The organism is Paradesulfitobacterium aromaticivorans (assembly GCF_054657415.1).
Map to the genome: position 1 here is coordinate 1 of NZ_BAAHYT010000008.1, position 26,534 is coordinate 26,534.

General features: G+C 47.6%; 41 protein-coding genes and 1 pseudogene. 7 read left to right on the top strand and 35 right to left on the bottom strand.

Going from position 1 to position 26,534, the window contains the following annotated elements:
- The 16 genes and pseudogenes from ACYQ2N_RS02260 to ACYQ2N_RS02335 form a co-directional block, all read right to left on the bottom strand.
- Positions 1-847: pseudogene (locus ACYQ2N_RS02260) on the bottom strand (AAA family ATPase); the annotation flags it as partial.
- Entirely contained in the window at positions 844-996 is a 153-nt protein-coding gene (locus ACYQ2N_RS02265; protein ID WP_459997319.1) for a hypothetical protein, read from the bottom strand. The pseudogene ACYQ2N_RS02260 and the gene ACYQ2N_RS02265, both read right to left, overlap by 4 nt.
- A 40-nt stretch (positions 997-1,036) precedes the next feature.
- A complete protein-coding gene (locus ACYQ2N_RS02270; RefSeq protein WP_459997320.1) occupies positions 1,037-1,411 on the bottom strand; it encodes a hypothetical protein in 375 nt (124 codons plus the stop codon).
- 73 nt (positions 1,412-1,484) lie between these two features.
- Positions 1,485-1,805 (bottom strand): DUF7768 domain-containing protein, encoded by a 321-nt coding sequence (locus ACYQ2N_RS02275; RefSeq protein ID WP_459997321.1) that lies wholly within the window; start codon positions 1,803-1,805, stop codon positions 1,485-1,487.
- Positions 1,806-1,863: 58 nt separating this feature from the next.
- Positions 1,864-2,433 (bottom strand): HNH endonuclease, encoded by a 570-nt coding sequence (locus ACYQ2N_RS02280; protein ID WP_459996757.1) that lies wholly within the window; start codon positions 2,431-2,433, stop codon positions 1,864-1,866.
- 8 nt (positions 2,434-2,441) lie between these two features.
- Positions 2,442-2,930, bottom strand: coding sequence for a 3D domain-containing protein (locus ACYQ2N_RS02285; RefSeq protein WP_459996759.1), 489 nt, complete (start codon positions 2,928-2,930; stop codon positions 2,442-2,444).
- Positions 2,931-2,939: 9 nt separating this feature from the next.
- Positions 2,940-3,152 (bottom strand): hypothetical protein, encoded by a 213-nt coding sequence (locus tag ACYQ2N_RS02290; protein WP_459996761.1) that lies wholly within the window; start codon positions 3,150-3,152, stop codon positions 2,940-2,942.
- A gap of 2 nt (positions 3,153-3,154) precedes the next feature.
- Complete coding sequence (locus ACYQ2N_RS02295; protein ID WP_459996762.1) at positions 3,155-3,406, bottom strand: AbrB/MazE/SpoVT family DNA-binding domain-containing protein; 252 nt, start codon at positions 3,404-3,406, stop codon at positions 3,155-3,157.
- A 19-nt stretch (positions 3,407-3,425) separates the two neighbouring features.
- Positions 3,426-3,725, bottom strand: a complete 300-nt coding sequence (locus ACYQ2N_RS02300) for a CpXC domain-containing protein (protein ID WP_459996764.1) — start codon at positions 3,723-3,725, stop codon at positions 3,426-3,428.
- A 39-nt stretch (positions 3,726-3,764) separates the two neighbouring features.
- Positions 3,765-3,908, bottom strand: coding sequence for a hypothetical protein (locus tag ACYQ2N_RS02305; protein ID WP_459996766.1), 144 nt, complete (start codon positions 3,906-3,908; stop codon positions 3,765-3,767).
- Positions 3,909-4,090: 182 nt separating this feature from the next.
- Positions 4,091-4,288 (bottom strand): hypothetical protein, encoded by a 198-nt coding sequence (locus ACYQ2N_RS02310; RefSeq protein WP_459996768.1) that lies wholly within the window; start codon positions 4,286-4,288, stop codon positions 4,091-4,093.
- Positions 4,285-4,644, bottom strand: a complete 360-nt coding sequence (locus ACYQ2N_RS02315) for a hypothetical protein (RefSeq protein ID WP_459996770.1) — start codon at positions 4,642-4,644, stop codon at positions 4,285-4,287. The genes ACYQ2N_RS02310 and ACYQ2N_RS02315 overlap by 4 nt, the downstream gene beginning before the upstream one ends.
- Before the next feature lie 148 nt (positions 4,645-4,792).
- Positions 4,793-5,032 carry a hypothetical protein gene (locus ACYQ2N_RS02320; RefSeq protein ID WP_459996772.1) on the bottom strand — a complete coding sequence of 80 codons (240 nt, stop codon included), beginning with the start codon at positions 5,030-5,032 and terminating at the stop codon, positions 4,793-4,795.
- Positions 5,032-5,196, bottom strand: a complete 165-nt coding sequence (locus ACYQ2N_RS02325) for a hypothetical protein (RefSeq protein ID WP_459996774.1) — start codon at positions 5,194-5,196, stop codon at positions 5,032-5,034. Before ACYQ2N_RS02325 ends, ACYQ2N_RS02320 begins: the two co-directional genes overlap by 1 nt.
- 33 nt (positions 5,197-5,229) lie before the next feature.
- On the bottom strand, positions 5,230-5,400 hold the full coding sequence (locus ACYQ2N_RS02330; RefSeq protein WP_459996777.1) for a hypothetical protein: 171 nt from the start codon (positions 5,398-5,400) through the stop codon (positions 5,230-5,232).
- Positions 5,401-5,421: 21 nt separating this feature from the next.
- Positions 5,422-5,712, bottom strand: coding sequence for an Rpo12/RPC10 RNA polymerase subunit family protein (locus ACYQ2N_RS02335; RefSeq protein ID WP_459996779.1), 291 nt, complete (start codon positions 5,710-5,712; stop codon positions 5,422-5,424).
- 94 nt (positions 5,713-5,806) lie between these two features.
- Between ACYQ2N_RS02335 and ACYQ2N_RS02340 the strand changes: the two genes are divergently transcribed.
- Positions 5,807-5,947: a zinc ribbon-containing protein gene (locus ACYQ2N_RS02340; RefSeq protein WP_459996780.1), complete on the top strand. Its 141-nt coding sequence runs from the start codon at positions 5,807-5,809 to the stop codon at positions 5,945-5,947.
- A gap of 403 nt (positions 5,948-6,350) precedes the next feature.
- Here ACYQ2N_RS02340 and ACYQ2N_RS02345 read toward each other — a convergent pair whose 3' ends face one another.
- The 6 genes from ACYQ2N_RS02345 to ACYQ2N_RS02370 are packed head-to-tail and all read right to left on the bottom strand — an operon-like array spanning position 6,351 to position 8,679.
- Positions 6,351-6,749 (bottom strand): hypothetical protein, encoded by a 399-nt coding sequence (locus ACYQ2N_RS02345; protein WP_459997322.1) that lies wholly within the window; start codon positions 6,747-6,749, stop codon positions 6,351-6,353.
- A 20-nt stretch (positions 6,750-6,769) separates the two neighbouring features.
- Positions 6,770-7,015, bottom strand: a complete 246-nt coding sequence (locus tag ACYQ2N_RS02350) for a hypothetical protein (protein ID WP_459997323.1) — start codon at positions 7,013-7,015, stop codon at positions 6,770-6,772.
- Positions 7,000-7,281, bottom strand: coding sequence for a hypothetical protein (locus ACYQ2N_RS02355; protein WP_459997324.1), 282 nt, complete (start codon positions 7,279-7,281; stop codon positions 7,000-7,002). Before ACYQ2N_RS02355 ends, ACYQ2N_RS02350 begins: the two co-directional genes overlap by 16 nt.
- On the bottom strand, positions 7,282-8,127 hold the full coding sequence (locus ACYQ2N_RS02360) for a BRO-N domain-containing protein (RefSeq protein WP_459997325.1): 846 nt from the start codon (positions 8,125-8,127) through the stop codon (positions 7,282-7,284).
- A complete protein-coding gene (locus ACYQ2N_RS02365; RefSeq protein WP_459997326.1) occupies positions 8,124-8,336 on the bottom strand; it encodes a hypothetical protein in 213 nt (70 codons plus the stop codon). The genes ACYQ2N_RS02360 and ACYQ2N_RS02365 overlap by 4 nt, the downstream gene beginning before the upstream one ends.
- Before the next feature lie 19 nt (positions 8,337-8,355).
- Positions 8,356-8,679, bottom strand: coding sequence for a helix-turn-helix domain-containing protein (locus ACYQ2N_RS02370; protein WP_459997327.1), 324 nt, complete (start codon positions 8,677-8,679; stop codon positions 8,356-8,358).
- Between the two features lie 266 nt (positions 8,680-8,945).
- Here ACYQ2N_RS02370 and ACYQ2N_RS02375 point away from each other — a divergent pair, with 266 nt between their 5' ends.
- The 3 genes from ACYQ2N_RS02375 to ACYQ2N_RS02385 are packed head-to-tail and all read left to right on the top strand — an operon-like array spanning position 8,946 to position 11,533.
- On the top strand, positions 8,946-9,530 hold the full coding sequence (locus ACYQ2N_RS02375; protein WP_459997328.1) for a helix-turn-helix domain-containing protein: 585 nt from the start codon (positions 8,946-8,948) through the stop codon (positions 9,528-9,530).
- Complete coding sequence (locus ACYQ2N_RS02380) at positions 9,527-10,015, top strand: ImmA/IrrE family metallo-endopeptidase (protein WP_459997329.1); 489 nt, start codon at positions 9,527-9,529, stop codon at positions 10,013-10,015. The genes ACYQ2N_RS02375 and ACYQ2N_RS02380 overlap by 4 nt, the downstream gene beginning before the upstream one ends.
- Positions 10,016-10,039: 24 nt before the next feature.
- Positions 10,040-11,533, top strand: a complete 1,494-nt coding sequence (locus tag ACYQ2N_RS02385; RefSeq protein WP_459997330.1) for a recombinase family protein — start codon at positions 10,040-10,042, stop codon at positions 11,531-11,533.
- On the opposite strand, the gene ACYQ2N_RS02390 is transcribed toward ACYQ2N_RS02385, so the two are convergent.
- The 3 genes from ACYQ2N_RS02390 to ACYQ2N_RS02400 all read right to left on the bottom strand — a co-directional run bounded on the left by ACYQ2N_RS02390 (position 11,481) and on the right by ACYQ2N_RS02400 (position 12,386).
- Positions 11,481-11,720 carry a DUF2922 domain-containing protein gene (locus ACYQ2N_RS02390; protein WP_459997331.1) on the bottom strand — a complete coding sequence of 80 codons (240 nt, stop codon included), beginning with the start codon at positions 11,718-11,720 and terminating at the stop codon, positions 11,481-11,483. The genes ACYQ2N_RS02385 and ACYQ2N_RS02390 overlap by 53 nt on opposite strands.
- A gap of 105 nt (positions 11,721-11,825) precedes the next feature.
- Complete coding sequence (locus tag ACYQ2N_RS02395; protein WP_459997332.1) at positions 11,826-12,053, bottom strand: DUF1659 domain-containing protein; 228 nt, start codon at positions 12,051-12,053, stop codon at positions 11,826-11,828.
- A gap of 117 nt (positions 12,054-12,170) precedes the next feature.
- Positions 12,171-12,386 carry a helix-turn-helix domain-containing protein gene (locus ACYQ2N_RS02400; protein ID WP_459997333.1) on the bottom strand — a complete coding sequence of 72 codons (216 nt, stop codon included), beginning with the start codon at positions 12,384-12,386 and terminating at the stop codon, positions 12,171-12,173.
- Positions 12,387-12,672: 286 nt separating this feature from the next.
- Between ACYQ2N_RS02400 and ACYQ2N_RS02405 the strand changes: the two genes are divergently transcribed.
- Positions 12,673-13,395, top strand: a complete 723-nt coding sequence (locus tag ACYQ2N_RS02405) for a hypothetical protein (protein WP_459997334.1) — start codon at positions 12,673-12,675, stop codon at positions 13,393-13,395.
- A 130-nt stretch (positions 13,396-13,525) separates the two neighbouring features.
- Here ACYQ2N_RS02405 and ligA read toward each other — a convergent pair whose 3' ends face one another.
- Together ligA and pcrA are read right to left on the bottom strand one after the other, a co-directional pair.
- A complete protein-coding gene (gene ligA, locus ACYQ2N_RS02410; RefSeq protein WP_459997335.1) occupies positions 13,526-15,541 on the bottom strand; it encodes an NAD-dependent DNA ligase LigA in 2,016 nt (671 codons plus the stop codon).
- A 100-nt stretch (positions 15,542-15,641) separates the two neighbouring features.
- Positions 15,642-17,942 carry a DNA helicase PcrA gene (gene pcrA / locus ACYQ2N_RS02415; protein WP_459997336.1) on the bottom strand — a complete coding sequence of 767 codons (2,301 nt, stop codon included), beginning with the start codon at positions 17,940-17,942 and terminating at the stop codon, positions 15,642-15,644.
- 231 nt (positions 17,943-18,173) lie between these two features.
- Here pcrA and ACYQ2N_RS02420 point away from each other — a divergent pair, with 231 nt between their 5' ends.
- A complete protein-coding gene (locus ACYQ2N_RS02420) occupies positions 18,174-18,938 on the top strand; it encodes a 4Fe-4S binding protein (RefSeq protein ID WP_459997337.1) in 765 nt (254 codons plus the stop codon).
- 38 nt (positions 18,939-18,976) lie between these two features.
- Here ACYQ2N_RS02420 and dcd read toward each other — a convergent pair whose 3' ends face one another.
- Positions 18,977-19,498, bottom strand: a complete 522-nt coding sequence (gene dcd / locus ACYQ2N_RS02425; protein WP_459997338.1) for a dCTP deaminase — start codon at positions 19,496-19,498, stop codon at positions 18,977-18,979.
- A gap of 385 nt (positions 19,499-19,883) precedes the next feature.
- Here dcd and ACYQ2N_RS02430 point away from each other — a divergent pair, with 385 nt between their 5' ends.
- Entirely contained in the window at positions 19,884-20,351 is a 468-nt protein-coding gene (locus tag ACYQ2N_RS02430; RefSeq protein WP_459997339.1) for a hotdog fold thioesterase, read from the top strand.
- Between the two features lie 44 nt (positions 20,352-20,395).
- Here the strand turns inward: ACYQ2N_RS02430 and ACYQ2N_RS02435 are convergent, their stop codons facing one another.
- The 7 genes from ACYQ2N_RS02435 to hisH form a co-directional block, all read right to left on the bottom strand.
- Positions 20,396-21,577 carry a MalY/PatB family protein gene (locus ACYQ2N_RS02435; protein ID WP_459997340.1) on the bottom strand — a complete coding sequence of 394 codons (1,182 nt, stop codon included), beginning with the start codon at positions 21,575-21,577 and terminating at the stop codon, positions 20,396-20,398.
- Positions 21,578-21,667: 90 nt separating this feature from the next.
- Entirely contained in the window at positions 21,668-22,279 is a 612-nt protein-coding gene (locus ACYQ2N_RS02440) for a hypothetical protein (RefSeq protein WP_459997341.1), read from the bottom strand.
- 139 nt (positions 22,280-22,418) lie between these two features.
- On the bottom strand, positions 22,419-23,249 hold the full coding sequence (locus tag ACYQ2N_RS02445) for an alpha/beta hydrolase (RefSeq protein WP_459997342.1): 831 nt from the start codon (positions 23,247-23,249) through the stop codon (positions 22,419-22,421).
- A gap of 306 nt (positions 23,250-23,555) precedes the next feature.
- Positions 23,556-24,284 carry a bifunctional phosphoribosyl-AMP cyclohydrolase/phosphoribosyl-ATP diphosphatase HisIE gene (hisIE, locus tag ACYQ2N_RS02450; protein ID WP_459997343.1) on the bottom strand — a complete coding sequence of 243 codons (729 nt, stop codon included), beginning with the start codon at positions 24,282-24,284 and terminating at the stop codon, positions 23,556-23,558.
- A 47-nt stretch (positions 24,285-24,331) separates the two neighbouring features.
- Positions 24,332-25,102, bottom strand: a complete 771-nt coding sequence (gene hisF / locus ACYQ2N_RS02455; protein WP_459997344.1) for an imidazole glycerol phosphate synthase subunit HisF — start codon at positions 25,100-25,102, stop codon at positions 24,332-24,334.
- Between the two features lie 92 nt (positions 25,103-25,194).
- Entirely contained in the window at positions 25,195-25,926 is a 732-nt protein-coding gene (hisA, locus tag ACYQ2N_RS02460; protein ID WP_459997345.1) for a 1-(5-phosphoribosyl)-5-[(5-phosphoribosylamino)methylideneamino]imidazole-4-carboxamide isomerase, read from the bottom strand.
- Complete coding sequence (hisH, locus tag ACYQ2N_RS02465) at positions 25,904-26,533, bottom strand: imidazole glycerol phosphate synthase subunit HisH (protein WP_459997346.1); 630 nt, start codon at positions 26,531-26,533, stop codon at positions 25,904-25,906. Before hisH ends, hisA begins: the two co-directional genes overlap by 23 nt.
- Position 26,534: the final 1 nt, after the last annotated feature.

Sequence of the window (26,534 nt, forward strand, 5' to 3'; positions counted from 1 at the left end):
GTGAATCATCCTCGGCTTTGTCTTTATCGAGATTGGCTCGAACCTTAATATTGATCTCTTCAATATTCTTGATATTGTTTTCCAGTTCTTCTGTGGATTCGTCGTGCAGATCAAGGGCAGACTTCTGAGCCATTTCTAAATCAGCCAGGATTAGCGTCTGCTTTTCTAATAGATCATCTATCTGTCTCTTTATACGATCAGCCTCGCCCTGAAGGTACTGCAAGTTCTGCCGTTTCCGCTGGTTCTCGCCATTCCTCGCAAGGATATCCTGCTGTTGCCTAATCAGCTCTGATGCTGAAACAGGTTCTTTCGGCGCATCCGGATAATACGGTTGCTCTTTGGCAAACTTCTTCTTTTGATCAGCAATTTGGCCAATTGTTGTACGGCGGTTATAAACTTCCTGCTCTTTATGATCTAGTTCGAAGCCGTCCACCTACGCCAATAATCTGCAGAAGAGTATTAGCCTTTTCTTTGGGGCTGGCTTGCATAAACTTGGGAAGATCAGAGGCTGCACCTGCTCCACGAATTCATTAAGGAGCTGCTGACCGCCCTTCTGGCCATTTGGATCGATAACTTTGAGATCACTGTTTTTGCCCTTACGCTCAACAACCAGGCCGTTTGACATTACAATGTGTAATGTCGGTGGAATCACGGAGCCGGCACGTTGCGCCTCAGAAGGGCGATACTTCTCTCCGCCTAAGGCCCAGGCAATAGAATCAAGTACAGAAGTTTTCCCCTGGTTGTTTTTACCGCCAACTATCGTTAAGCCATTAGCAGAAGGCTCGATTTTTACGGCCTTGACTCGCTTAACGTTTTCAATTTCAAGCTTGTTGATTTTAATACTCAAAATGTCCCCATCCTTTCTTGATTCTCAAGGATATAAGTTGCTTCCAGGTCCGCCATGTGGAGTAAAACTGCCAGCGGATACTTTCTGAATGCCTCTCCCATGGCCTGAATCATGGAATAGTCTTGAATACCCGGAGTAAAGCCCCCCAAGACCGCCTCCGAATAGCCATGAATTCACTGGTTTTGAGTTTTACATAACGATTAAAGGCAACAGAGCCGACTTTTCGCCATGTCCATAGGGAAATTGGTCTTTGATGGTGTAGAAAGGTTTTTGGACCCATACACCATTCTCTTTGACATTTCGCATTTCTTGGGTATAGAAGTTTATCTTGCAGAAGTCGTGAGATAAGGCTGTTATAGTGGCGGATTCAATGTTTACTGCTTCCCTTTTTGCCAGACAATCAAAGACGTTTAGCGAGTGCTCCAATAAGCCGTCTTCCCGGGATAAGTGATACTTTGTGCTGCAGGGTGCCGTATAAAAATCGGTAGTCTCCAGCCAGTTAAGCAAGTCCTGGACGCCTTCACGCTTGACGTTCTGCCAGAGTTCAATAAAGCGGGCCTTCATGGATAGGGGCCTCCTGGCTTCTCTGAGGCACTCCGGTGCTGGGCCTTCGAGGATGGGATAATCCCCATCCCAGTCAACTACAGACAATCCGAACAGGAATGATCAGTTCATGAGCCCATCTTAGTTCGTCCCCGCAACCATCTGACCTCTCCCACGCGCCGAATAACCAGTGTTCATGAGCGTTTTGCTCCATAAGTTCTCTCCCAAATCTAAGCGCGGTTTCTCTTTCCCCTGGCGCATGCTCGTGCATAAAACTGAAAGCATGCAGTGGGCTTATAGGCATAATCCCTATTTTCATCAAGCGCCGGCAGATTACCGTAACCTCGCGGAAGTTCTCAGTCTCATTACCCCTAAAAGGGTGAGAGACGAATATCCTTTTCACCGTATAATCCACACTCCTCCATCTCCTGCACCCCAAATTCCAGCGCATTCTCCCGGCTCTCTCCAAGATGTCAAATATGTGCCCAAACTTCTCGGCTGATAATTCTACCAACATGAGTTTTGCTTAATTGAAATCTTCTTGCCAATTCTGCTTTGGTTATTCCATTTGCGTATAATCTTCTTAAACTCAAAACATTGTCCTCGGTTAATTTTGAAAATGGATTATCTTCGCCTAACATGTTTCTCCTACCCTTCATTACGGCATCACGAAGATTTTCCGATTGAGTTCCAAGAAAGATATGATCCGGATTCACGCATGCGGGGTTATCACATTTATGACAGGCTTTGATGTGTTCGGGAATAGGACCATGATGCAGCGCATAATAAAATCTGTGAGCAATATAAGATTTGTGATTAGCATGGAAAATACCGTATCCGCCGTTTGCTTTGTGGCCTGTCCATATCCAGCAACTATCTGTCTTTTGTACATTGGACATAAATCTTTCCTCAACTGGCTTTATCAAAGACATTGAATAACATCCGTGTGAGCAGAATTTTTGTTTTTGATCTTTTCGGGCAATGAACGCCTTGCCACAATTAACACATATCCGGTCTTCATATTGGCGATAGTGCTTTTGCATACGACCTCCTATTGTAGAATCCAAACCTCTAGTTGCCTCCGGCCAAACTCCAACGCTCGTATTACCGCCGTCTCATCCACCGACGGATCGCCAAGGTAAATATCCATGTGCCCGCTCCCGACTCCCCTATCTTCAACAACAAAGATTCCGCGGTTAGGCTTGTCCTTGAAGTAAGGAATATAAACTTTAGTTCCAAATGGAAGCTCAGGACCGGCAGCCACCGTGTACCACTCTTCGGTTTTGGTTTGACTTGCTGTTTGCCCATAAGCTGGATCTGCAGGTGTTTTGCCTGTTGACTCTTTGCCGTCTGTGTAACCAGTGCATTCCATCACCCGGCGCTCGATCTGCGGCGCGCCCCGGCTGATCTGGTGCGGGCTATCCCGTACTACTGGAGCCGCTATCGGTTTCTCCTTAGACTCCGGAGCAAAGGCTTGTCCATGGACTGGAACCAGGCTTGAGGCCAACAAGGCCAGAGCCAGGAGGAACGCGCTCAGCATCCTCATCCTTCACGCCTGCAGAAAATGTGGCTTCATCAAACTCCCCAACGGCCTCTCGGGCACAAAGTCAGGCCGCCCTTTTTCGTAGTACCTCATCCGCGGAATCTTGTTCCCGCCCAGCTGCTTGCACTCAGCGCCGTGGAAAACTTCGCATGCTTGGGCATAATACCGGCAGCCGCTATCCCGGCATTGTTGGCGCTTCTGGCGTTCACTTTTGGTCATCGTCACCGATCCCTCCTGGCTGCCAATGAATCAATGCACTCTCGGCAAACCTGCTTCCCTCTGATCTCTACAAGATGCTCGACATTACCACAAAGCACACAACCGGGCTGATATTTCTTGAGGATGATTTGATCGTCCTGAGTAAAGGCCTCAAGTGGATCGCCTTCTTCAATCCCCAGGGTGCGCCGAAGCTCTTTAGCGATAACAATTCTTCCAAGATCGTCAATGCGACGAATTATGCCTGTAGCTTTCATCTGTTTTCGTCTCCTCTCTTTAAGGGGCAATAACTCCGGCCCATAGGAACCGGCGTATGGCTTTGAGGTAAATCCGGAAATCCCGGACCGTCCCACTGAAGCTGTCTAGGACGATCTGGTTATGATATGGTATATTTTCGGTCGAGTATGCTATACTATTGTCAAGAGTAATTTTTTCTAGGTCCGTTTGGCTTTGCAGAGTCAGCGGACCGTTTTGTTTTACGGGAATTGTGTAGCCGCAGTTCGGGCAGGTCCAGTCCAATTCTTGAGCAGAGGAATGGAATGTTTGCCCGCAGTGTGGGCATGTGCGATGTTGCATGGTTGTTGCCTCCTTATTCTCCTTTGCATCGTATCAGTGTTAGGCTTTACTCCAAAATACTCTACCAATGAAGCGCGGCAAGTTTATTTTTAACTTCAACGGGTGGAAATAAAAAACGTATGTTTCACGCCCACCTTTTGCAGCTTGCTTATCGCTGGCATATCGAATGACTTTGCTTACCATTACAACTCACCTCCCCTCCCTACGCCACTCTCTGCATCACAATCCAACATCTCACCGCGATCTCGACCGCTTCGCCGGGGCTTGTCCTCTGCTTATAGCCCACGCGATTGACCATGATGTCTAAAGTCGTGAGCTCCATGATCTCGCGGAATTCGCGGTCCGTGAGCTTGCTAAGTCAGGATTCAAGGAGTTTGCGGAGCATTGAGTTCATCCTCCTTAAGCCATCTGATACAGCATTGCAACTCTTTATTTCCCTCGCATACAAAGTTGTCAGCTACGCTACAGTCGCTCTTGCAATATTTGTCTGTAATATCTCGGCTAATAATCTGTTCTGCTACTTCCGCGATTGACATAGCCTTGATTCGTTCGAACCTGGTCAACTCGTTTCTTCCTCCTTCAACTCAGCAATCTCAGTCACCATTTGCCTGATGTCATTCCGGAGCATCCGTAAATACTCAGTTAGCATTGTAGGTTCATCTAATGCACTTTGTCCTGCGGCCTTTGCAGCCTTGAGGTCATCCATCAATTGATCTCGTTCCTTGGCTGTGATAGCTTCCCAGCCGTAAGCTTCCTGGATTTCGTCCTCGGTTTCGTAGTCACTCAGGACGGCTGTTCTTTTTTCGATTTTGGCAATCTCCTTGGCCCGCTTGGCTATTGCTTTGCCTTGGAGCTTTTCGAGTTCTGCTAAGTACATCTCAAGCGCTTTAAGGTTTGCTGGCGGTGTTTCTCTTTGCATTAAGCTTTCACCTCATTCCCGGCTTTATTTCTTCGCAATAATCACAATCCTGGCAATTGTAATCACAGTCACCAAGACCATCCGTTATGTCCTTAGCATCTGAGCACCAGCAGCCGTAGTAGTTGCACCATTTATGCATTTTGGCTTATCACCTCCGATTTTCTAAAAGAGCAACCGCATGTATAAAATAGTCTAAATCTACAGGCGCCCCACCAGCATTTAAGAAATCTTCAATGATACTGAAAACCGTATCGTCAAACCCTGGTATCCTAGCGCATAGATCGGGCCTTATCTTCATGGCCTTGATAGCCCCGGCAAAAGGCGGAGGTATCTTCGCATCGCCAAGCGACCGTTCAAAATAATCGGCGATTTCGGCATAGTTTGTCATCATTTAACCTCTTCTTGTTTCAGCCAATTAAGGCAGCATTCGTAGCAATTAGCAGTATCGGATTTTGTGCACTCGATATCTGCTAAGCCCATTTCATTGGGGCACATAATAGTAACTGCCATCTCCTCAATAGACATGCTCTTAATCAGCTCATAGTTTGTCATACTGGCTTCTACCTCCCTTAGATGCTTGTCCACCTACACCGGCCACCGCTTCGGCTCCCGGCGTATCGTCCGCCCGGCGGCAAAATACGTCGCGTTCCAGTGCCGGCCATACCGCTCCTCGCGGATCCGGCGGACGCTCTCCTGGATGCGCTGGTCGCCGATCAGCGCGCGGAGCGCGGTGCGAAGGAGGTTCTTGATGTTCATATCTTTATTCTCCTTTCTCTCCTACCTGGGGAATCTCGAGCAGCCACTCTCCTCCATCCAGTCGCATGCTGCCTGGCACTCGTTGCATGGCAGGATGCGCTCTCCGCACTCCGGGCAGAGTGACGCGCGGTAAGCCGGAATTTCAACTTCGATCATGCAGTTCGAGCACACCTCAAGGGTCTTGCGTTCCGGTTCCGCCGTAACCATGGCATGCACAGCTTCACGAAGGGCTGCCTTTGCTTCCCAGTCCAGGTTGATACCCCACTTTTCGAGCCAGGATTCTAGCGGGGATTTAGGGGTTTGTTCTGCCACCGATATCACCTCACTTTTTGACAGGGTTTTCCTCTTTCGCGTCGAAATGGTAGTTGTCCAGACTATCATCTTTTGACGAAGGGAGGTGCCTCTTATGCCAAGTACTGGCGAAAAACCAGGTAAAGGAAGTTATCAGTGCACTAAATGCGGCCAAATTATAAGACTGGATGACAACACTGATACCCTACCGCCATGCCCAAGATGCAATGGGACAAACTTTAGAAAAATAGGCTAGTCTCGCTGGAAGGGTGTTCTATTATAAGGATTTTTGGATCCTGTGGAAGAACACTCTTCCTAACCACATCCACCACCTGGAAGTAAATCGCCCTTGCTCTGTGCTGTACTGGCTTAGATATTTGCGCGGTATAAGTTGCCCTGTTTTCATGCTTTCTCGCCTCCTTTCCCTCTAAGCTATCCGCTTGCGCCTCAGCCGCTCGTAATACTCGCTGAGCGTCTGTTTGCGCTGTTCGTAATTTGGTATTGCCAGGATGAGGCCGATGTCTACACGCTGGATGACCTATTTTTTGATTAGATGAATCATTCTCTTGCCTAGCAGCTTCCCAACCTCAACCGAAGCAAAATAGAGAACCAATACCCCGCCTATGACCACCAACTCTTTCATGCCAGTACCTCCTCTCCTAAAGATAGCTTTCTTCTACTCTGCCATTGACACCCTTTGACATGTACACGCAACCGCATTCCAAACACGTTAGGCTAACTATGTCGTAATCACGGTCGAAGTTTTCCTTTTCGGTGCGTAAGTACTTAGCTAACTTTGTTCCAGCTCCGCATCCAGGGCACTTATCTGCAATTCCGGCTCCTTCGATGCTGATGATCGGCAGGTCTTTGTAGTACTGCAGAATCCTGACGGAGTACCCGAAGATCGGCATGCGCTGGATATTGGGATATTTTTGGATGATGTAGGCGATCCAGTGCATCATGTCGTTGCGGCTGCATTTACCGTGGGCGTAGCTGTTGATGAGGGAATGAATACGGGTACGGTCCTCAATGGACGGAAATTTGAGGGTTGTTGACATGGAGTGGGCCTCCTTTCTAACTAGGCTGTTTCTAAGAGTGATTTCGCCTCCTTCCAAATCTGTGAGTTCTTTATCTCACGAGTTCCCCATCCAGTTAAAAGCCTGAGAGCATCTTCTTGCTTACCTTTTTGGACTAGTTGAGCAAGTAATTTAGGTAATTCCGAACGAATCTGCGCGTGATACTTAATAAGCTCCCATGCGTCTGAACCAACACCCGTGGGCGTAATTGTAGCGCTATCCAGATTTTTTTCTATGGATTCTGACATCGCCGTTCCCCTCCTTCCCTTATCACCCCACAATCAATAACGATCTGCACAAGCTCCTTGACTGTCATGTCAATGTCGGGGATATTGGAAAACTCTTTTGGGAGTTCTACTTGGGCTACCATGGTTAATTCTTGAGGGGTTATGCCGTCTTCAATAAGCGATGAAAAACTATCGTAAAGCTTACATTCGTCACCGTGATAGGTTTTAAGAGCTGGACTCCAAAGGTCTTTTGGAAATTGACAGTATTCGCAGTGATATTCAGTCATTTAAGCGTCCTCCGGTTTTGTTGGGATGCTTTTGTAAGTTACTGTAAACTTCTTGTCCTTCCCTGTACTATCTACGAACGCTATTACACCAGGGTATCCGTTGTCTTCTACCCACTTACGAACTTTTTCAATGACGCTTTTTGTGTATTGAGTAGCAGTTCCAGAGTGACCGTTCTTTTCAAACGTAACAATTTCTTTTTCATCATCTTTGATATCTAAACGCCGTATAATAATCCCTGCTACTTGCCCGTGAGGTTTATCATTTGTGGAGTAAATACCTACAGCTTTCGCAATATACGTGAGGTCAAACAGTTCTCTTTCTGCTTTCATTTCCTCGATCGGAAGGTCCATGCCACCCTTACGATAGATTTGTTTGAGAGCGATGGCTCTGTATTGCGGTTTTAGCCCTGCTTCCTCAAGTACCGGCAGGATAATCTTTGCGGCCTCATTCAGGGCAGACATGCTTTCGATCTCGTCTGCCTTCTTACGGAGCATTTCAGGATTGGCTCTGTTCGTGATATAGGCACCGTGATCAACTACTGAAGGAACAACTTCATCAAATATCCAAGACTCAAACTTTTCAGCCCCGGGTAGTTCAGAATTTGCAATCAGTCTATATACATCACCTTTGGGGATTACATTGACTTCAATTTCCTTGTCTGGACTTTGCGGATGAGGTACCTCGCGTTTCGCTACCCACCGGCAATGCTTCAGAATAGCGTCATGTGGGTTCCTGTACCCCAGTGCTTTAGCGATATCAGTTGCTAAAAATTTCAATTCCCCGTTGTCCTCTACTGTTCTGACCTGACCGAATGATTCGTTGTTAAAAACCTGTAACTCATTCATTTCAACACATCCTCTTTTTGGCTGTGCCTTTTTCTTCTCGGATTTTTATCAGATTTATTGAACTCACACTCATTAGGAGGAAACACAGCGTCTAGGCATACAAGCATTCTTTGACGTATAATAGCTTTTTTCAATCTGCCACCTGGTAACTCCAAGACCTTCTCTATTCTGTCTAACCATTCAAGTTCTTGCCTTGTTATCATCAACATTTATACCACCCCTCAATTACTAAACCGTCATTTCATCCAAGATAGCTGTTTTAACTTCATCTAAGACCGTGATAACCTGACCAATGCTAACACAGTTATCTTTAGCAAGCTTGAGCACAGATTGTTTATTGAATGGTTCACGGTCAGCGTTTTCTGTTCCAAACAGCAGGAACTCAATCGACACGTTGAAGTATTCAGCAACTTTTTGAAGCCTCTCTATTGTCGGGGAGCTTTTCTCCCACTTATAAATAGATCCGCGGCCAATTCCTGTTGCTCTTTCAAGCTTAGGAATAGAAGTCTTGTGTTGCTTACAAAGTGTTTTGATATTGCCCATCAATGACATCTTGTCCCCTCCTTTCCGTGGAATAAATTAGTAAATTATACAGCTTAGATGTTGACAAACCACTGAAAATATTCTAATATTGAGTACAGCAAATAAACCAATTAAAAGTCGTTTGGGGACGATTTTTTAATAGGTTTTCGAAGTCCTTGGTTTTTTATTGCCTTATTTGCCTATACCTAAGCTGTTGAGATAATGATAACCTAAAATTTTAGGTTAGTCAATGGGTTATTTCCTAAAATTTTAGTTTGAAGTAAGGGGTATGCTTAATGAGTATTGTAGAAAATATTAGGTCTCTTTGTAAGCAGCGTAATACGTCCATTCCTAAACTAGAGAAAGAATTTGGGTTTGGTAATGGCGCTATCTATAACTGGGATAAAAACTCCCCATCGGTCGACAAAGTCCAAAAAGTTGCAGACTATTTCGGAGTAACCACTGATTTTATAATTAACGGCTTCGATAAGGAGATAGAAGACGTAATTAAATTTTTGGCTAAAACAGATAGAAGTCGACCATACTTTCCTGATAATATAGCTGAAATCTTAGATATTGAACTTGAACCTCTCAAAAAAGAATATTGGGACGTTCCGCTGGATTTAGAGCCTTTAGAAATGGTAGGGCTTCTCAAGGAGTTCCCCGTAACAATTGAGTTTAAGAAAGATCTATTGGACGCTCTTAGTAGGGTAAAGGAAAGAGTTAACTCAAGCGACAACGATTCCCGCATATTTACTCTCGCCGCTCATAAAATAGACGGCTACAATGATAACCTTACTCCGGAAGAGCAAGCAGCAGTGCGGGCCTTTATTGAAGCATATAGAAAACAATTTGCTAAAAAAGAGGACAAGCCGGAATGATTAAATTAGAAGAATTACAGCAAGAAGCTGTAGGTAAAGGCATTAATCTGGTCAAAAGCGAATTGCCCGTAAGAATTAAGGCAGTATATTACGCTCCCGAGGATCTCCCCCCGACCATCGCGCTTAGCAACGATATAATAACCCAAGCAGAAGAAACCTGCGTCCTGGCTGAAGAACTCGGTCATTACTACACGTCTTCAGGAAATCTACTCTCCGCAAACACGGATAGAGTCTCAATTCTTAAGCAGGAGAATCGTGCCAGGCGCTGGGCAGCCAGGAAGATAGTCCCCCTTGAAAGTATCACCCAGGCTTTTGAATCCGGAGCTCAGAACAGATATGAGTTTGCAGAATATCTTGGCATTACCGAATCATTTTTCGATTGGTCAATCAGCTATTATAAAAAAATTCACGGTCTGTTCATGACCGTGAATAATATGTACACTATATATTTTGAACCTTTTGGTGTCTTTAAGAATTTTGAATAAACTTAATGTTCACGCGGAGGAAAAATGACTAAAGTTGCAATTTATATTCGCGTTTCAACCAAGCGCCAGAAAGATAATTATTCTCCATCTGTACAGAAAAGAGCTATGACAGAGCACGCTCAAAAAATGGGCTGGGAGATATTCGATTATTACTCTGATCTTGGAGAGAGTGGCGGAGATATTGACAGAGAAGATCTTGATCGCCTTATGCGGGATGCTAAAAGAGGATGCTTTTCCCGCGTATTGGTATTAGAGCAGGATCGCCTTTCAAGGCTAGAACAAATTGACTGGGTGCATCTTGCCGATTCATTAGCCAAGCTAAGCATTAAACTTGTAACTCCAACTTCTGAAGTTAATCTTAGCAATGAAGAAGAACGTTTTATGGCTGATCTTCTGAACCTAATCGCCAATCGTGATAAAAAGAAAATTAAGCGAACTACAGCAAGAGGAAGACGCGAGGCCCATCATGCGGGCATTTATTTCGGTTCTACTACAGCCTTTGGAGTTGAGATAAATAGAGAAACGCAAGAATGGTATACAGTACCTAGGGAGGTCGAAATATCAAGGATAATCTTTGATAAATACAGCTCTTCGTTTGGATTTAATGCCGTCGCAAGGTATCTTAACAGCAAGGGATATAAATCTAAAAAAGGCGGTAATTTCACTCAGAGAAGAATATCCGATATTATAAGCAATCCCGTGTGTATTGGAGAATTTGAGCAAACGATTTTAGGTGAAACTATCCGGCATAAAATGAAGTGGGTTCCAGATCACGGGTCATACATTACTCGCAGTCAATACTATAAGGCTCAAGAAATTGCGAAAGAGAGAGGTGAAATCCAGGCCTTGTGGGAACCAAAATATTTGTTGATCGGACTCTTAGTCTGCGATGAATGCGGTAGAAAATTTCAATCACACGGCTCTGTAAATACGCTGGCCAGTGGTAGTAAAAAAACCTATTATTCATATCTTCATAGGGATGCACTTAAAACCTGCAGAGCTCGGCATAAGATGGGCGTTATCCATGAACAGATATTATCTATTTTGAAAAGCGTCGCCGGTAATCCGCAGGTTCTGAGCCAGATGCTTAATGAAAATACAAAGAAAGATAATATCGAAGCCATTGAAGCGCAAGTTAATCAATGTAAAGAAGATCGTTCAAAAGTACTTTCAAAAAAGAGTAAACTTCTTGACCTTTATATGGCTGGGGGATGGGATATAACCGAGCTAAATAATAAAAAGCATGATCTTGAACAAGAGTTAGAGCATTTGGATATTAGAGAGCAAGAATTAACAAGTAAGCTCACTATCGCGTCTCAAAACCTAATTGATGTAGACCTAGTAGCTGAAGCATTGAGCGTTTTTAATAATTTCGATGAGCTCTATGACAAAGAGCAGATCGAGTTATTACGATCGTTTATCTCTGAGATACGAGTTAAGAAAACAGGTGAAATGAAGCTATTTTTTAATGTTGATATCGGGGATAATTATCAGTCCAATTTGGGCGCGACTTCTTGACGTCACGCTTCGAGACATAGTCTCCACCGGCCCCGGTAAAAATTTTCTTGGCAATGATCTGATCCATGACCGCTTCGATTTGCGGTGCGGTAAGATCCGCTTTGGGTTGGGGCAAGGTGATGCTTACCGCGCCTCCGAGGGAATTGGTAAAAGTCAAGCGCAGAACTTTTGTGACAGTCGTAGCCATCTTCTCTCCTCCTTTCCTTGAAAAATTCGTCCTTTAGAATCTAACGTCTCTCATTTGGCTTAATCCGTTAGGTTCTTAGTGTTAGATCCTTTGCGTGAGCTCCCGTTAGACCGTCTCGATCAGCTCGAAGCGGTTGTCCCGGCGCACTCCGGTTACAGGATATTCCTGTAGGCCATAGAGAGCCTGGGCTACGTCAAACACGTCCTGGTCAAGGGCGCTTGACTTGACATTGGGGAAACTCCGTTGGCGTAGAATGGGAGACCCGGTTGCGCTAAGCCCGGTTTGGTAAGTCACCACTAAAACAGATTCCCTGGCGCTGGCAGAAACAGCCATTTCTTTCACCTCCTCCTTCTTTAAGTAGAACATATGTTCCGTTTTCAGTATAGGCTCCTTTCTCAGTTGAGTCAATACTTTTGGGAACAGTTGGTAATTATATCCCACTACCCTTGATTAAAAGTTAAGCAGATCATCCGGCTTGACTCCGACCGCCTCTGCAATGCGCATGGCCCAAGCCGGGCTAACATTCCGGCGCCCGCGCTCCAGATCGCTTATAATATTGGGGGCTAGACCGGTGCGCAGAGCCAATTCTTTTTGCGTGCCGATCGCCGCCCTCAGTCTTGCCTCTCGGATCTTCCACCCGCGGTAGACAGATTGTTCCTCACTCATGCTTTTTACCTCCTTCCCTTAATTACTAATGCGACATCAGCTATTATTAAAAAATCTCATATTCTTGTTCCATCTCTCATTATAAAACATCTAAGCTTATTCGAACATATGTTCTGTTAAATAAGCTGACTTCAGTAAATAAATATTACTTCTCACATGTTTTTTTCGCCGGAGAAGGAAACAAGAAGCGGATGCAGAATTAGAATAATAGTGAAAGATCCTATTTTTCGAGTTCCAAGACAATTGAATAAGATGCGGAAAAAATTAAGGAAAGGAAGTAATGCCTGTGGAGCAGCAAATTAGTCCCTTTACAGATTTCCTTTCGGGCAATCATCTCGTCTTGGGCGCGGCCGGGGTGGGCAAGACCCGCTTGATCTGGTCGCTCCTGCAATCCCGCGAGTTCTGTGGTGAAAATAGGATCAATATTGTACTGACTGATTCGGCTAAACGCATCTGGCAGGAGCACACGGAAACCCCCATCATCCCAGTCGATCCCTATGCTACCGATATGCGCTGGATTGCGGAACCGTCCGAACCGGGAGTGTATTTTGCAGCCTGTGACTACCTCCCCCGTGTCATAACCTTCCTTGAATGTCTAGCTAATTTCGCCAGGAGTTATGAAGGGAACATCCCTAATCCTGTACGTGTTTTTGTAGATTACCCCCTCAAGTTTTGGCGCGATGCCTGCTTTATTGAGCAGTTAGGCCGTCTCCACTTCATCAGTGAGTCGTTATCCTCTGAAGGAACGCAATTGCTTGAGGTTTGGCAGGTACTCACCCCTTCCAAAGAATTGTCTCCTAAAGCCCAGTCTCTCTGGGGCAACTCCAACTTAATTGTAATCAATCCCTTTACCCAGGCCTGGCTAAAAGAAGCAGACATCTTTGTGGGCAAACATGAGCCCCCGTTGTCTGCTGTCCAAGACGTCGTAAGCAAAGACGTAAGCCAAGGCTTTTACTATCTCCCTCACAAGTCAGAGAGCATTTTCCTAAGTAGCCAAGCGATCGGCTAGCTTAGCAAGAATTCTTCCGAAAAGCCAACAAAGCCCTTGACTCGCACCACGAGCAAGGGCTTTGTTTTTGAATCAGTGCTATTATTGACCAGATTAAATAAGAGGCGTGAGCTAACTCCGCCTCTTATCTTTATGCTTTTTCTTCGAGCAACCGCGCGAATTCTTCCTCGGTCAGTACCGGAATATCCAGTTCTTTGGCTTTGGCCAGCTTGGAACCCGCTTTGTCCCCGGCTACCACAAAAGCCGTTTTCTTGCTCACGCTGCCTGCCGCTTTGCCGCCGTAAGCTTCGATCAGGTCTTCGATTTGCTGGCGGTCCCAGCGCTGCAAGGACCCGGTCACCACAATGCTCTGCCCGTCAAAAATACTGGGGCGACTTGACTCGGCGGCGGTCATTTTTACCCCGGCTCGATCCAGCTTAGCCAGAAAATCCTTTGTACTTTCCTGCCGGAAAAAGTGCGCAATGCTCTCAGCCATGGCCGGGCCGATGTCCGGAATCCCCTGCAGTTCATCAGCAGTGGCCTCCTGCAGTCTCTCCATCGAGCCAAATTTCTTGGCCAGAATCTTCCCGGCTTTTTCTCCAACATGCCGAATTCCGAGCGCAAAAATCAAGGGAGCAAGCCCCCGCTCTTTACTATCCGCGATTGCTTGAAGCAGGTTCTCCGCGGACTTCTTGCCCATCCGCTCCAGGTCGATGATGTCTTCAAACTTCAAGGCATATAGGTCAGCCGCATCTTTAATAACTCCGGCTTCAAGGAGCTGCTGGATCACTGCCGGACCCAGCCCGTCAATATTCATGGCATCGCGCGCGACAAAGTGAATCACCGCTTCCCGCTGCTGCGCCGGACAGGTGATACTGGTACAGCGGTGGGCTGCTTCCCCTTCTTCCCGTACAACAGGACTACTGCATTCCGGACAGCGCTCAGGCATGTCAAAGACTTTCTCCCGGCCGCTGCGTTTCTCCGGCAGAGTGCGTACGATTTCCGGAATAACATCCCCCGCTTTATGTAAGATAACGTGGTCACCGATGCGCACGTCTTTGTCCCGAATGTTATCCATATTATGCAGAGTTGCCCGGCTCACGGTAGACCCGGCCACCGGCACCGGAATAAGGACGGCCGTTGGAGTCAACACTCCTGTACGCCCGACCCGCACAATAATGTCTTCAACCACAGTCTCAACTTGTTCGGCCGGAAATTTATAGGCAATAGCCCAGCGCGGGCTCTTGGCGGTGAAACCGAGCTCTCTTTGCTGTGCCAAATCGTTCACTTTAATGACGAGCCCGTCAATGTCATACGGAAAACGGTGGCGTGCTTCTGCCATCCCTTCACAATAGGAAATCAACTCTTCGATATTCTGAAAAACTTTGTATTCCGGGTTTACCGGAAAGCCCTGCTGCTTTAGGTAAGCAAGTACGTCGGTCTGGCTCCTGACCTCCGGTTCTTCCGCTCCCAGCATTTGATACGTAAAATAATCCAGCTTGCGCTGGGCGCTAATTCGGGAATTAAGCTGGCGCAGGGAACCGGCGGCGGCATTGCGGGGATTGGCAAAAGTGGGCTGGCCTTCTTCTTCGCGCTCCTGGTTGAGCTTGGCGAAGGAAGCCTTGGGCATATACCCCTCTCCCCGCACATCAAGCCGGAGAACCGTTTCTTTCAGGCGCAGGGGTATGGTAGGGATGGTTTTGACATTGGCCGTGATCTCTTCCCCCATTTCCCCGTCCCCCCTGGTCGCTCCCCGTACTAAAAGCCCGTTCTCATAGCTCAAAGCCACAGTGAGGCCGTCTATTTTTAGTTCGACCACATATTCGACCGGACCGGCCGCTGACCGTACTCTGCGGTCAAACTCCCGCAAATCCCCGGCGTCAAAGGCATTATCCAAACTGAGCAAGGGCTCCAGGTGGCGCACCTTCGGAAATTCCTTGGCCACAAACCCGCCAACCCGTTGGGAAGGGGAATCCGGGGTGACCCATTCCGGATGCTTATGCTCTATGTCCAAGAGTTCGCGCATTAAGGAATCATACTCGGCGTCAGTCATAGTCGGTTGATCGAGGACGTAGTAGCGTTCATTGGCTTCTTCGATCATATGCCTCAATTTTGCCAAGCGCTCGTGCTCAACCTGCACGCTAGTCCCTCCTTCTTTATTGGTCATTCCAAAATTCACATGCCAGTGGCTCTCTCCACATGCCCGCATTCCGACGCAGCGCATATTAGTAGTTTACCCGTAATTAGGGCTTTTCTTCCATGGATTGTTATAGCTTAACAAGCTTGGCGTATTCCGCAATCAGCTGTTTCAGTTGCCCGTCAAAAGCCACGGTGAGCATGGCCTGGCCCCCTTCTCCTTTAACACTGACTACCACACCCCGGCCAAACTTCTCATGTTCAACCTTGTCTCCAACCCGGTATTCCTCTGGCGTACGCTCGACCAGAGGAGTCCCCCCTCCCCGGGAATGTCTGCGCCCATCACGAGCGAACGCTGACCCATAAGCAGATTCTCCTGTACCCGCACCCAAAGGGTTAGATGTGCTTGAAGCGATAGAACGCTGAGACCCAGATCCAGGTTTTTTCCTCAGCGGTGGGTCAATGGGGTCCTGCTCACTTAACAGCTGCGGAGGAATTTCATCCAGAAAACGAGATGCCTGGTTATACTGAGTCTTGCCGTAAAGCATCCTCTGTCCGGCATAGGACAGATAAACCTTCTCCTTGGCTCTGGTAATCGCCACATAACAAAGCCGCCGCTCTTCCTCTAACAGCACAGGCTCAAGCTGGGAACGGCTGCTGGGGAAAATCCCTTCCTCGAGGCCGATGACAAAGACCACTGGAAATTCCAGGCCTTTGGCACTGTGCATAGTCATTAAGACCACAGCAGCTTCCCCTTGATCCAGTTGGTCCAGGTCTGTTACCAAGGCCACCTGCTCCAAAAACCCTGCCAAACCTTGAGCCGCAGTTTCCCATTCTTCCAGACCAGCTTCTTCGCCGGCCGCACTTTTCTCATCATATTCCGCAGTCACAGACAGAAACTCCTGTAAGTTTTCCAGACGCGCCTCAGCTTCCAGGCTTTTTTCATTCTCAAACATCAAGCGGTAACCCGTTTTCTCAAGTATCCCTTCCACTATCCGCGTTACTGAAGGGTCTTGGGCCACTAGTTCCCTGAGTTCCTGCATTATATGGGCAAAAGCCAGGAGGGGTTTCTGCGCCCGCGGCTGCAAATCCGGAATGTACTCTGCTTCCAATATCGCATCCAAGATCGGCATGCCCTGTTCGTGCGCGTATTCCAGGATTTTAGCCTGGCTGCTTTCCCCCAAGCCCCGTTTGGGCACATTAAGAATGCGGGCAAAATTCACTTCATCAGCCGGATTATGCAGAACGCGCACATAAGCCAGGATATCCTTAATCTCCATGCGCTCATAGAACTTAAGTCCGGAAAAAATGCGGTAGGGTATTCCATCTTTCATGAGGCGCTCTTCCACTACCCGGGACTGGCCATTTGTGCGGTAGAGCACGGCAAAATCGTTATAGGGCCGCCCTTCCACCTCTCGCAAACGCCGGATGCGTTCCGCGATAAAGCGAGATTCATCGTGCTCATCATACGCTGTATAGCAGACTAAGTTTTGCCCTTGCGGGTTTTCCGTCCACAGGGATTTTTCCTTGCGCTCCGAGTTGTTGTGCACTACGGCATTAGCCGCATCCAGGATGAGCTTGGTAGAGCGATAATTCTGCTCGAGCTTTAATACTTTGGCCTCGGGGTAATCCCGCTCGAAATCCAGGATATTCTGGACATCCGCTCCCCTCCACATATAGACAGACTGGTCATCATCCCCCACAACACAGAGGTTGCGGTAGCGTTCGGCTAAAAGCTTGACCAAGACATACTGCGCGTGGTTCGTATCCTGGTATTCGTCAATAAGAATATAGCGGAACTTCTCCTGGTAATAACGGAGTACCTCTGGCTTCTGTCTGAAGAGCCGTACCGTGAGCATGATAATGTCATCGAAGTCCAGGGCATTGCAGCTTTTTAACTTCTTGTGATACAGTGCATAGACTTTGGCGACCTGATTCTGAAAATAGTCAGAGGCTTGCTTATCAAACCCATCCGGGTCTAAGAGCTTATTTTTGGCATCGCTGATTACCGAAGCCACTCCCCGTACCGGGAATTTCTTCTCATCAAAATTCAATTCTTTGAGGCAGGATTTGAGAACTGACTGCTGGTCAGAAGTGTCATAAATGGCAAAACTGCGGGTATACCCGGGCAAATTATCAATCTCCCGCCTGAGAATACGAACACAGGCCGCATGGAAAGTTGCCACCCACAGCCCCCGGCCTTCGCTCCCTACCAATGCCTCGACTCTGCCGCGCATTTCTTTGGCCGCTTTATTGCTAAAAGTAATCGCTAAGATCTCCCACGGCTCCACACCTTGGGCAATCAAATGCGCAATCCTGTACGTGAGCACGCGAGTCTTGCCTGACCCTGCCCCCGCTAAAATCAAGAGCGGCCCATCCTTATGTAGAACAGCTTCCCGCTGCACCGGATTCAAATCATCTAGTCTGTACATCCTTTCAACGGCCCCTTTATATATCTCTCACACTCTTATATTTTTTACTTCCTCTTCTTACGATTCATACGGCAGCTTGCAGAGCTTTCCGGTATCCGCTTAGATCGTAAATCGAGGATGTCACTTGTTCATTATAGCACAGCCGGTATTTAATTCGGGCAGGGAAAATGCCTTGGACAACGAAGTAATTATGTAGAAAAAAACTCATGCGGAAATTAATGGAGGCAACTCATGGAGAAGTTCAATAAAGAAAATCTTGCCCGCACCATCGAAAACAAAATCGGTTCCATCGTTGAAAACGCGCCCACAGTCACCCGTTACCGCAAACCTTTGGTAGGTTTCGCCTCAACTAAAGACCCGCTTTTTACTGAGATGAAAAAAATCATCGGGCCTCATCATCTTCATCCCCTGGAGATGCTGCCGGAAGGGAAAACAGTTATCTCCTTTTTCCTTCCTTTTGCTAAGGAAATTGTAAAGGCCCAGCGCGCCCACACGCAAGTGGCCCGGGAATGGGCTGTGGCCTACATCGAAACTAATGAGCTAATTGCGGAAATCAGCTCGGCGCTTATAGAAAAATTGACAGCTCAAAATTTTAAAGCTGTCACGCAAAAAGCTACCCACAATTTCAACCCCTCTGACTTGACTGCAGCCTGGTCCCATAAGAGTGCAGCCTATGTCGCAGGCCTCGGCACTTTCGGGCTTCACCACATGCTTATCACTCCCTCCGGCTGTGCCGGACGTACAGGAAGCGTTGTCACTTCCACGGAAATTCCTGCCAGCCCTCGTCCATCAGACGAGTTTTGCCTCTACTATAAAACGGGGAAGTGCAGTTTCTGTGTAGATCATTGTCCGACCAAAGCTTTGACCGAGCTCGGCTTAGATAAGCAAAAATGCTACCGGAATTTGTTAGAGGTTGACGCCTCTTTTCCGGACTTGGGTCTGTGTGATGTCTGCGGCAAATGCGCCGTGGGGCCGTGCGCGCTGACCAGCTTGTAAAACCGTCCAACAATATGGCGGTACTCAAATACTCCATCCTACTTCAAAAAATCCTTATATAGCATACTGGGCTGTATTCCCTGATTGTTTTGATATTTGCCGCTTAAGTAGCGATCATACTCTCCTTCGATAGCATGGTAATAGATCTGGCAGATCTCCACCCCGGGATACACCCTTATCGGCTGCACACAGAAGATCTCCAGGGTCCAGTACCCGCTAAAGCCTACATCTCCAAACCCTGCGGTTACATGGATAAAGAGCCCAAGCCTGCCTACGGACGACCTGCCCTCAAGCATAGGTACATAGCGGTCTGTTTGGGTATACTCCAGCGTCCGTCCTAGATAAAGCCTGCCTGTTTCCAGCATTAATCCTTCAGGCGGAATAATAAGCTTACGCGTTTTATTTTCTTTCTTCATATCCAAAACGGGTTCCTCATAGACGAGCAGTTCGTTATGAAGGCGCAGGTTATAACTGTTGGGATTAAGCTGTTTCTCATTGAAAGGCTCGATCACTATCTCTTGGCCCAGCTTGTTCTTAATTTCCCGCCCCGAAAGAATCATCAATACCATCTCCCCACGCTTAGGTTAAACACAAAACGTAAGTTTATAGCTCTGCCGCCTTAGAAAAACTCGGCTGGCGCCGAGTCCTTGACGAAGGCTGCTGCCCCAGTTTTTCTTATGCGCCCTCAGACTTATACTTTCTAAATAACCAAAAAGGTCTCGCCTGTACGTCCAATATACCATAGTTCAAGCAATTTCAGGAAGAGCAGAAAGTGAAAAACAGGATTTCTAGAAGCGCGAAGGAGCACAAGAACATAGAAGGAAATAATCTTTACCTTGCAGGACTTCCCAACTCTAGTGTCGAATTCAGAAAATTGGGGCATCTGCCCATCGTACCGCTGTACCAGGAATTGCACAACCAATGATTAAACATGAGGTGTAAGATATGACGAACTCAAATCCCAAGGTTACTCCATCTGATCCCGCTTTAGATCTTCTCTACCGCCAGTTTCAACATGACCTCTTTGCCCGCCATGTGGGCATAGACATTTTAGAAATCCGTCCTGGATACGCCAGGGTTACGGCTACCGTGCAGCAGAATATGCTTAATTCCCTGGGTACGACCCACGGTGGAGCGGTCTTTACGGTCGCAGACTTCGCCTTGGCCATTGCTTCTAATTCGCATGGGGAAGCGGCCGTGGCCACCAATGTCTCCATAAACTTTATTAAGGCAACGGAAGCAGGGAATAAGCTCGAAGCGACCGCGACTGAAGAAAACCGCACCCGCAAAACCGGACTATACCGGATTGAAGTCAAGGATAATAAAGGAGACAAAGTGGCAATCGCCACTGCCTCCGTTTATCGTCTCGGCAAGCCCTTAACCGGGGAACTAGGGCCGGGAGTTTCTAAGTGAAACTCTACGGAAAAACTATCATATTGAGTACCTCTGATACATCCTTATTCAAGAACGTTGAACGCGTTTTCAATTCTGGTCAAACCCTCGGCCAACACAGCACGGGGGCAGGCGATATTGATCCGTTCAAAGCCCTCCCCGCCCGTTCCGAAGATGTACCCTTCATCCAAAGCCAGTTTAGCTTTTCTCAACATGAGATTTTCCAAAGCCTTGCCATCCAACCCGTATTCCCTAAAGTCCAGCCATACCAGGTAAGTGCCCTCGGGTTTGATTACTTTAACCTTAGGCAGCTTCTTACTGATAAAATCCGTTAGAAAATCCAAATTGCCGTTAAGGTAAACCAATAGCTGTTCAAGCCACTCTTCCCCGTCATTATAAGCTGCTTCCGTGGCCACGATCCCGAAAATATTCGGTCGTCGTACCCCGTTTTGCTCGAGGATGTCGAGATAGGTGCGGCGCAAATCCCGGTTTGGAATAATGATATTTGAGGTTTGAAGTCCGGCCAAGTTAAAAGTCTTGCTTGGAGCCGTGCAGGTGATGGAGTTTTGCGCTAATTCCTCCGAGATCATCGCCAATGGGGTATGCTTGCAACCCTCGTACACCAAATCTGCGTGGATCTCATCAGCTACGATCATGACCTTATGCCGTAAGCAAATCTCCCCGAGCCGTGTTAACTCTTCCCTAGTCCACACCCGGCCCACCGGATTATGGGGGCTGCACAAAATTAGGAGTTTAGTATCTGGGTTATCCTTGAGCTTCTGCTCCAGGTCGTTAAAATCCATGCGATAGTGCCCGTTCTCCAATCTAAGCTCATTAATCACAATGTCACAGCCGTTATTTTCAACTGCGCTGTAAAATGGGTAATAGACAGGTGCTTGGATTACTACTTTGTCTCCTGGGTTGGTATAGGCGCGCACTAGCCAGTGCAAGGCTGAAACAACTCCTGGGCTGTAAGTGATCCACTCCCGTTCGATTTTCCAACCGTGCCGCCTCTCCATCCAACCAATCACAGCCTCGTAGTATGGATTGAGGCGGTCCGCATAGCCATATACTCCTTCCTCGGCCTTACGCACAATAGCCTCAGTCACAGGTTGAGGCACCTTAAAATCCATGTCTGCTACCCACATCGGCAGCAGATCCTTTTCCCCAAACTTACTCTCGGCAAAATCCCACTTTAGGGAATTGGTATGCTTACGCTCAATAACCTCGTCAAAATCGTACCTCATAATTAATCAAAGTCTCCTCTACCGAAAATATCCGGAAATACATACTCCTACGAGCCTGTACCGTTGCTAATGCGCATATACAAATATAGATTAATACCCCGGTTGAGGGTTTTGCAACTCGAACCCTTGCTTTTTCAGGTAATCCATAATCTTGTCTTTTTCCTCAAGTCTGATATGGACCAAAGGCTGGATTTGCCCATTAATTACGCCGTTCCATTTCAAAAAAATACTTTGCGCAAACGGTTTCTTCAAAATCGGATCTACATAACTAAGATCGATTACAATAAAATTTGGGTCAATATTTTTACGGTTTGGATCAATTTCTGATTTAGCAATACTAATGACTAAACTTGAGGACGTATCTTTCGGTATTTCGTTCACTAAAGCGAACTCATCCTTATGAATCGGCGGTATGGACAGGTTTTGGTTAAAGACCAAGGTCCGACTGCGCAAATTAACGGCTGGATGTATCCCTACATTAAAGAACTTAAATTCAAAGTTCAGTTCCGGAGTTTGCACTACTTTAGGGGAATCTTTAAGGGTGAAGTAAGGACGGTCCGATTCCCGTTTATCACCCCAGGCTGAAACGGTTATGTATACTGTGACCAAGGCTGTAAGCGCCAGGATCACCGTTGCGATTGTGGCCACAATACTCGACCAGCCTAAAAATTCTTCTGTTTTTCCTCTGCTTCTTCTGCTCAATCTTGTCCCCTCCCCACTGGAAATACGCTTCTTTAGTATTAATAGGTTGGGACGTAAAAAATTCATGTTTTCAGTATAAGGGCAAAAATTCCATTATTTTATCTTAATTCCTAAAGCTGTGGCATCATCATTGCAACACTTATCTGCGCTCAAGCCAATTCAAAATATCCACAATCACCTGCTCTCTTTCCGGTTCTTGCAGCAGTTCATGATACAGCCCTGGATAGAGCTTCACCCTTTTATCTAAAGCAGTAGTCCGCTCAATAATCTTTAAAGTAGGTTCATACGGAATAATCTTGTCCTCAGTCCCTAACAGAAATAGGCTTGGTAGTTGATACTTAGAAGCTTGTGACTGGGCCAGCCTGATTCCATGCTGCAAAAATTCCGTAAAAAATGATACAGTAGCATAATGTAAAGCGAGTGGGTCTTGCGCAACATCCTCCCGATACTTTAAGTTCCTGCTGGACTGGCGTCGGACGATCGGATAAATTCGTACCCTGCCCAGATAACGTCCCGCAAGTTCGAATAATGCGCGCGGAATCCAGGCTGTTCCCCAGGGCATCGTGAGAGCGGGGGCCGCAAAAATCTGCCCGCTTATATTGCCCGGTTGATAGATGCCGTATAAAAATGTGATTAATCCGCCCATGCTATGACCCAGCGTAAACAGTTTGACGCCCGGGAACTCGCCTTTAATACTGGCTACAACCTTATCTAAATCAGTAATAAAAACGCTAAAGTCATCAGCATGTCCCCGCTCTGCTTCAGAACGTCCATGCCCCCTGTGATCGTAGGCATAAGCAGCATATCCATTATCCACCAGCGATGAAATCACGTGCTCATACTGGCCGGAGTGCCCTCCGTACCCGTGGCTGATTAACACGACACCTTTAGGATGTGCCGGGAGCATGCGGGAATAGAAGATTTTCGCTCCATCCTCTGCCTCTAGGAACTCGTACTTTCGATCAGTCAAAGCTCCGCCTCCACCTCTATTTCTACGTCTACGTCTGCTTCTTCTTTTAGGGTATAATAACCCACCCGTTTAAGCAATACTACTTCCCCTCGAGTTGGTGCAGCCTGTCTAAAGCCATTTCGTTCATTCGAGTATTCCCACCTTTGTGTACAACGGCGCTACGAAAATAAGTTTTCGCTTCTTCTCCCTGATTGAGCTATTTATCCGCATTTTGATCTGCAGAATCAGAAAACCCTTGAACAATACGAGTCCAAGGGTTAACTAATTTGCTTACATGAAAATAATTCTAAGGTTAGAGCTCCCGATTCACTTGCGTCTTGAGGCAAGCTCAGCCGCTACTTCGTCCAAACCTACTCCTCTCTCCTCCAGCATCACGAGCAAATGATAGAAAAGGTCTGCCACTTCATACCGGATTTCAGCCGGAGCGTTGTTTTTGGCGGCGATAATCACTTCCGCACTTTCCTCTCCGACTTTTTTCAGGATTTTATCGATCCCTTTATCGAAAAGATAGGTTGTGTAAGCTCCCTCCGGCATATCGCGGCGACGCGAACGGATCACTTCAGCCAGATCCTGCAGGACGCGGCTCAAACTTGGGGCATGGCGCTGCTCAGTTTGGCCCCAAGTGGGCACCGGCTTTTGTTCTGCCTGACCGAATCTAGTAAACCCAGCCTCAGCGTCGTGGTAATGAAAACAAGAAAAATAATTTTCGTGGCAGGCCATCCCCGTCTGCTCCACCAGCAGGAGCACCGCATCTTGGTCACAGTCGAAGCGGATATCTTGTACCGCTTGCGTATGTCCGGAAGTTTCCCCTTTGCGCCACAGTTGCTGGCGGCTGCGGCTGTAATACCAAGCCCGCCCTTCCGTTAAAGTTAAGCGCAGAGCTTCTTCATTCATATAAGCAAGCATTAAGACCTCACCCGAGTCTACATCTTGAACCACCGCCGGAATCAGGCCTGCACTGTTCCAGCGTATACCTTCCAGGTTTGGCTCATATTTCTTCAGAGAAAATCCTAATTCTTTTCTCTCAATATCCATCCTTAAATCCACCCTATTCTGCTAAAAATAGTACCACCTTCGGAGTCTCAATTTCGGGTATGCCACCTCACCGGTATGCCTCTTGCTTCAAGGTAGTCCTTAGCTTCTTCAATACTGTACTCCCGATAGTGGAAGATGGAGGCCGCTAGCACTGCGTCTGCTTCCCCTGTGCTGAGTCCTTCCGCCATATGTTCCAAATTCCCTACCCCACCGCTGGCAATTACGGGCAAGGACACCGCCCGGCTCACTGCCCGGGTAAGTTCAATGTCATAGCCAGACTTGGTGCCGTCCTTGTCCATGGAAGTCAGAAGTATTTCCCCCGCGCCTAACTCTTCTGCTTCCTGGACCCATTCCAACACATCCTTACCTGTTGGGGTGCGACCGCCATGAATGTAGACCTCCCAACCCCCATGCTCACGGGTGCGGGCATCAACCGCTACTACGATGCACTGGCTCCCAAAAGCGTACGCACCTTCTTGAATTAAACGCGGGTTTTGCACCGCAGACGTATTAAGAGATACTTTGTCTGCACCTGCCCGCAGCATGCGTCGGATATCTTCGTTTGTGCGCAGTCCGCCCCCGATGGTAAAAGGAATAAACATCTCTTCCGCAGTCCGCCGCACCACTTCAATCATTGTTTCCCTGCCTTCTGCCGAAGCAGAGATATCAAGAAAGACTAATTCGTCAGCACCTTCCCGGTCATAAAGAGCAGCCAGTTCCACCGGATCCCCGGCATCACGCAGATTGACAAAGTTCGTGCCTTTGACTACCCGCCCCTCATGCACATCAAGGCAGGGAATAATCCGTTTCGCGAGCATCAGCTTCACCTCCCGCTATAGCGGCAACGTCCAGATTATGTGCACCATACATGGATACCGCTAACATGAATAGTTCTGCAGTCTCTTAGGATTTACCGTTCTACCGCAGCGAACGCTTCCTCCAAGGTGAAAGCTCCGGCATAGAGAGCTTTGCCCACAATCGCTCCTTCGATCAATACTCCTTGATCGGCCTGAGCGCGAAGTTTGGTTAAATCCTCAAGCCCCGCGATCCCCCCTGAGGCAATCACGGCCAGGCCCGTCGCCTGTGCCAACCGCGCCGTGCTTTCAACATTGACTCCCTGCAGCATCCCATCGCGGGCGATGTCCGTAAATATTACCCGTTTCACTCCCACCTTCTTCATCGCCAAAGCCAGTTCCACTACACCCAAATCCGTGGTTTCGGCCCACCCCTGCACGGCTACGCGGCCATCTTTCGCATCAATCCCGACCACTATTCGTTCCCCATACCTCTGTACAGCTTCTACAACCAAGTCAGGATCGCGTACTGCCACCGTACCCAGAATGACCCGCTCCACTCCCAGCTCCAGGAGTTCCACGACCCGCTCCAGGGTTCTGATCCCGCCTCCTACTTGAACCTTTAACGACACTGCACCGACAATCTTTTTTATCACTTCATCATTAACCGGTTCTCCGGCAAAAGCACCGTTCAGATCAACGACATGAAGGTACTCCGCTCCCTGGCGGGCAAAATCTTGTGCAACCGCCACCGGATCATCCGCATACACTGTCGCCTGCTCCATTCTCCCTTGCAGCAGGCGCACAGCTTTTCCTTCTTTCAGGTCAACGGCCGGAAAGATCAGCACTATCCTTCACTCGCTTTCCAAAATTCTCTAGCATTGTTAAACCCCATGGACTTGACTTCTCCGGATGGAATTGTGCTCCCCAGATATTACCCTTCCCTACCAACGCAGGAAAGCTAACGCCATAGTCACTGCTCCCGATTAACACATTAGGATCAGAGGGGAGGGCATAATACGAATGCACAAAGTAGAAAAATGAGTTGTCCGGAATCCCTTGATGCAAGACATTCTCCTGTTCCCACTTCACATTGTTCCAACCCATGTGCGGTATTTTGCGTCCGGCAGGAAATTTTACCACCCGGCCTGGAAGCAGCCCCAGACCCCTATGTTCCCCATGTTCCTCTCCAACCTCAAATAAAACCTGCATCCCTAGGCAAATCCCGAAAAAAGGCCTGCCCGAGTTGACAAAATCAAGGAGCGGTTCTATCCATTTCCCTTGGCTGAGTCCCTCCATGGCATCGGCAAAAGCCCCAACACCGGGCAGGATTACACCCTGAACGGAGCTAAGTTCCATGGGGCTTTCCATTATCCGGGCCTTATGCCCGACTTTTGCCAGAGCTTTCTCTACACTGCGCAAATTCCCCCGCCCGTAATCCACAATCCCGATCAAC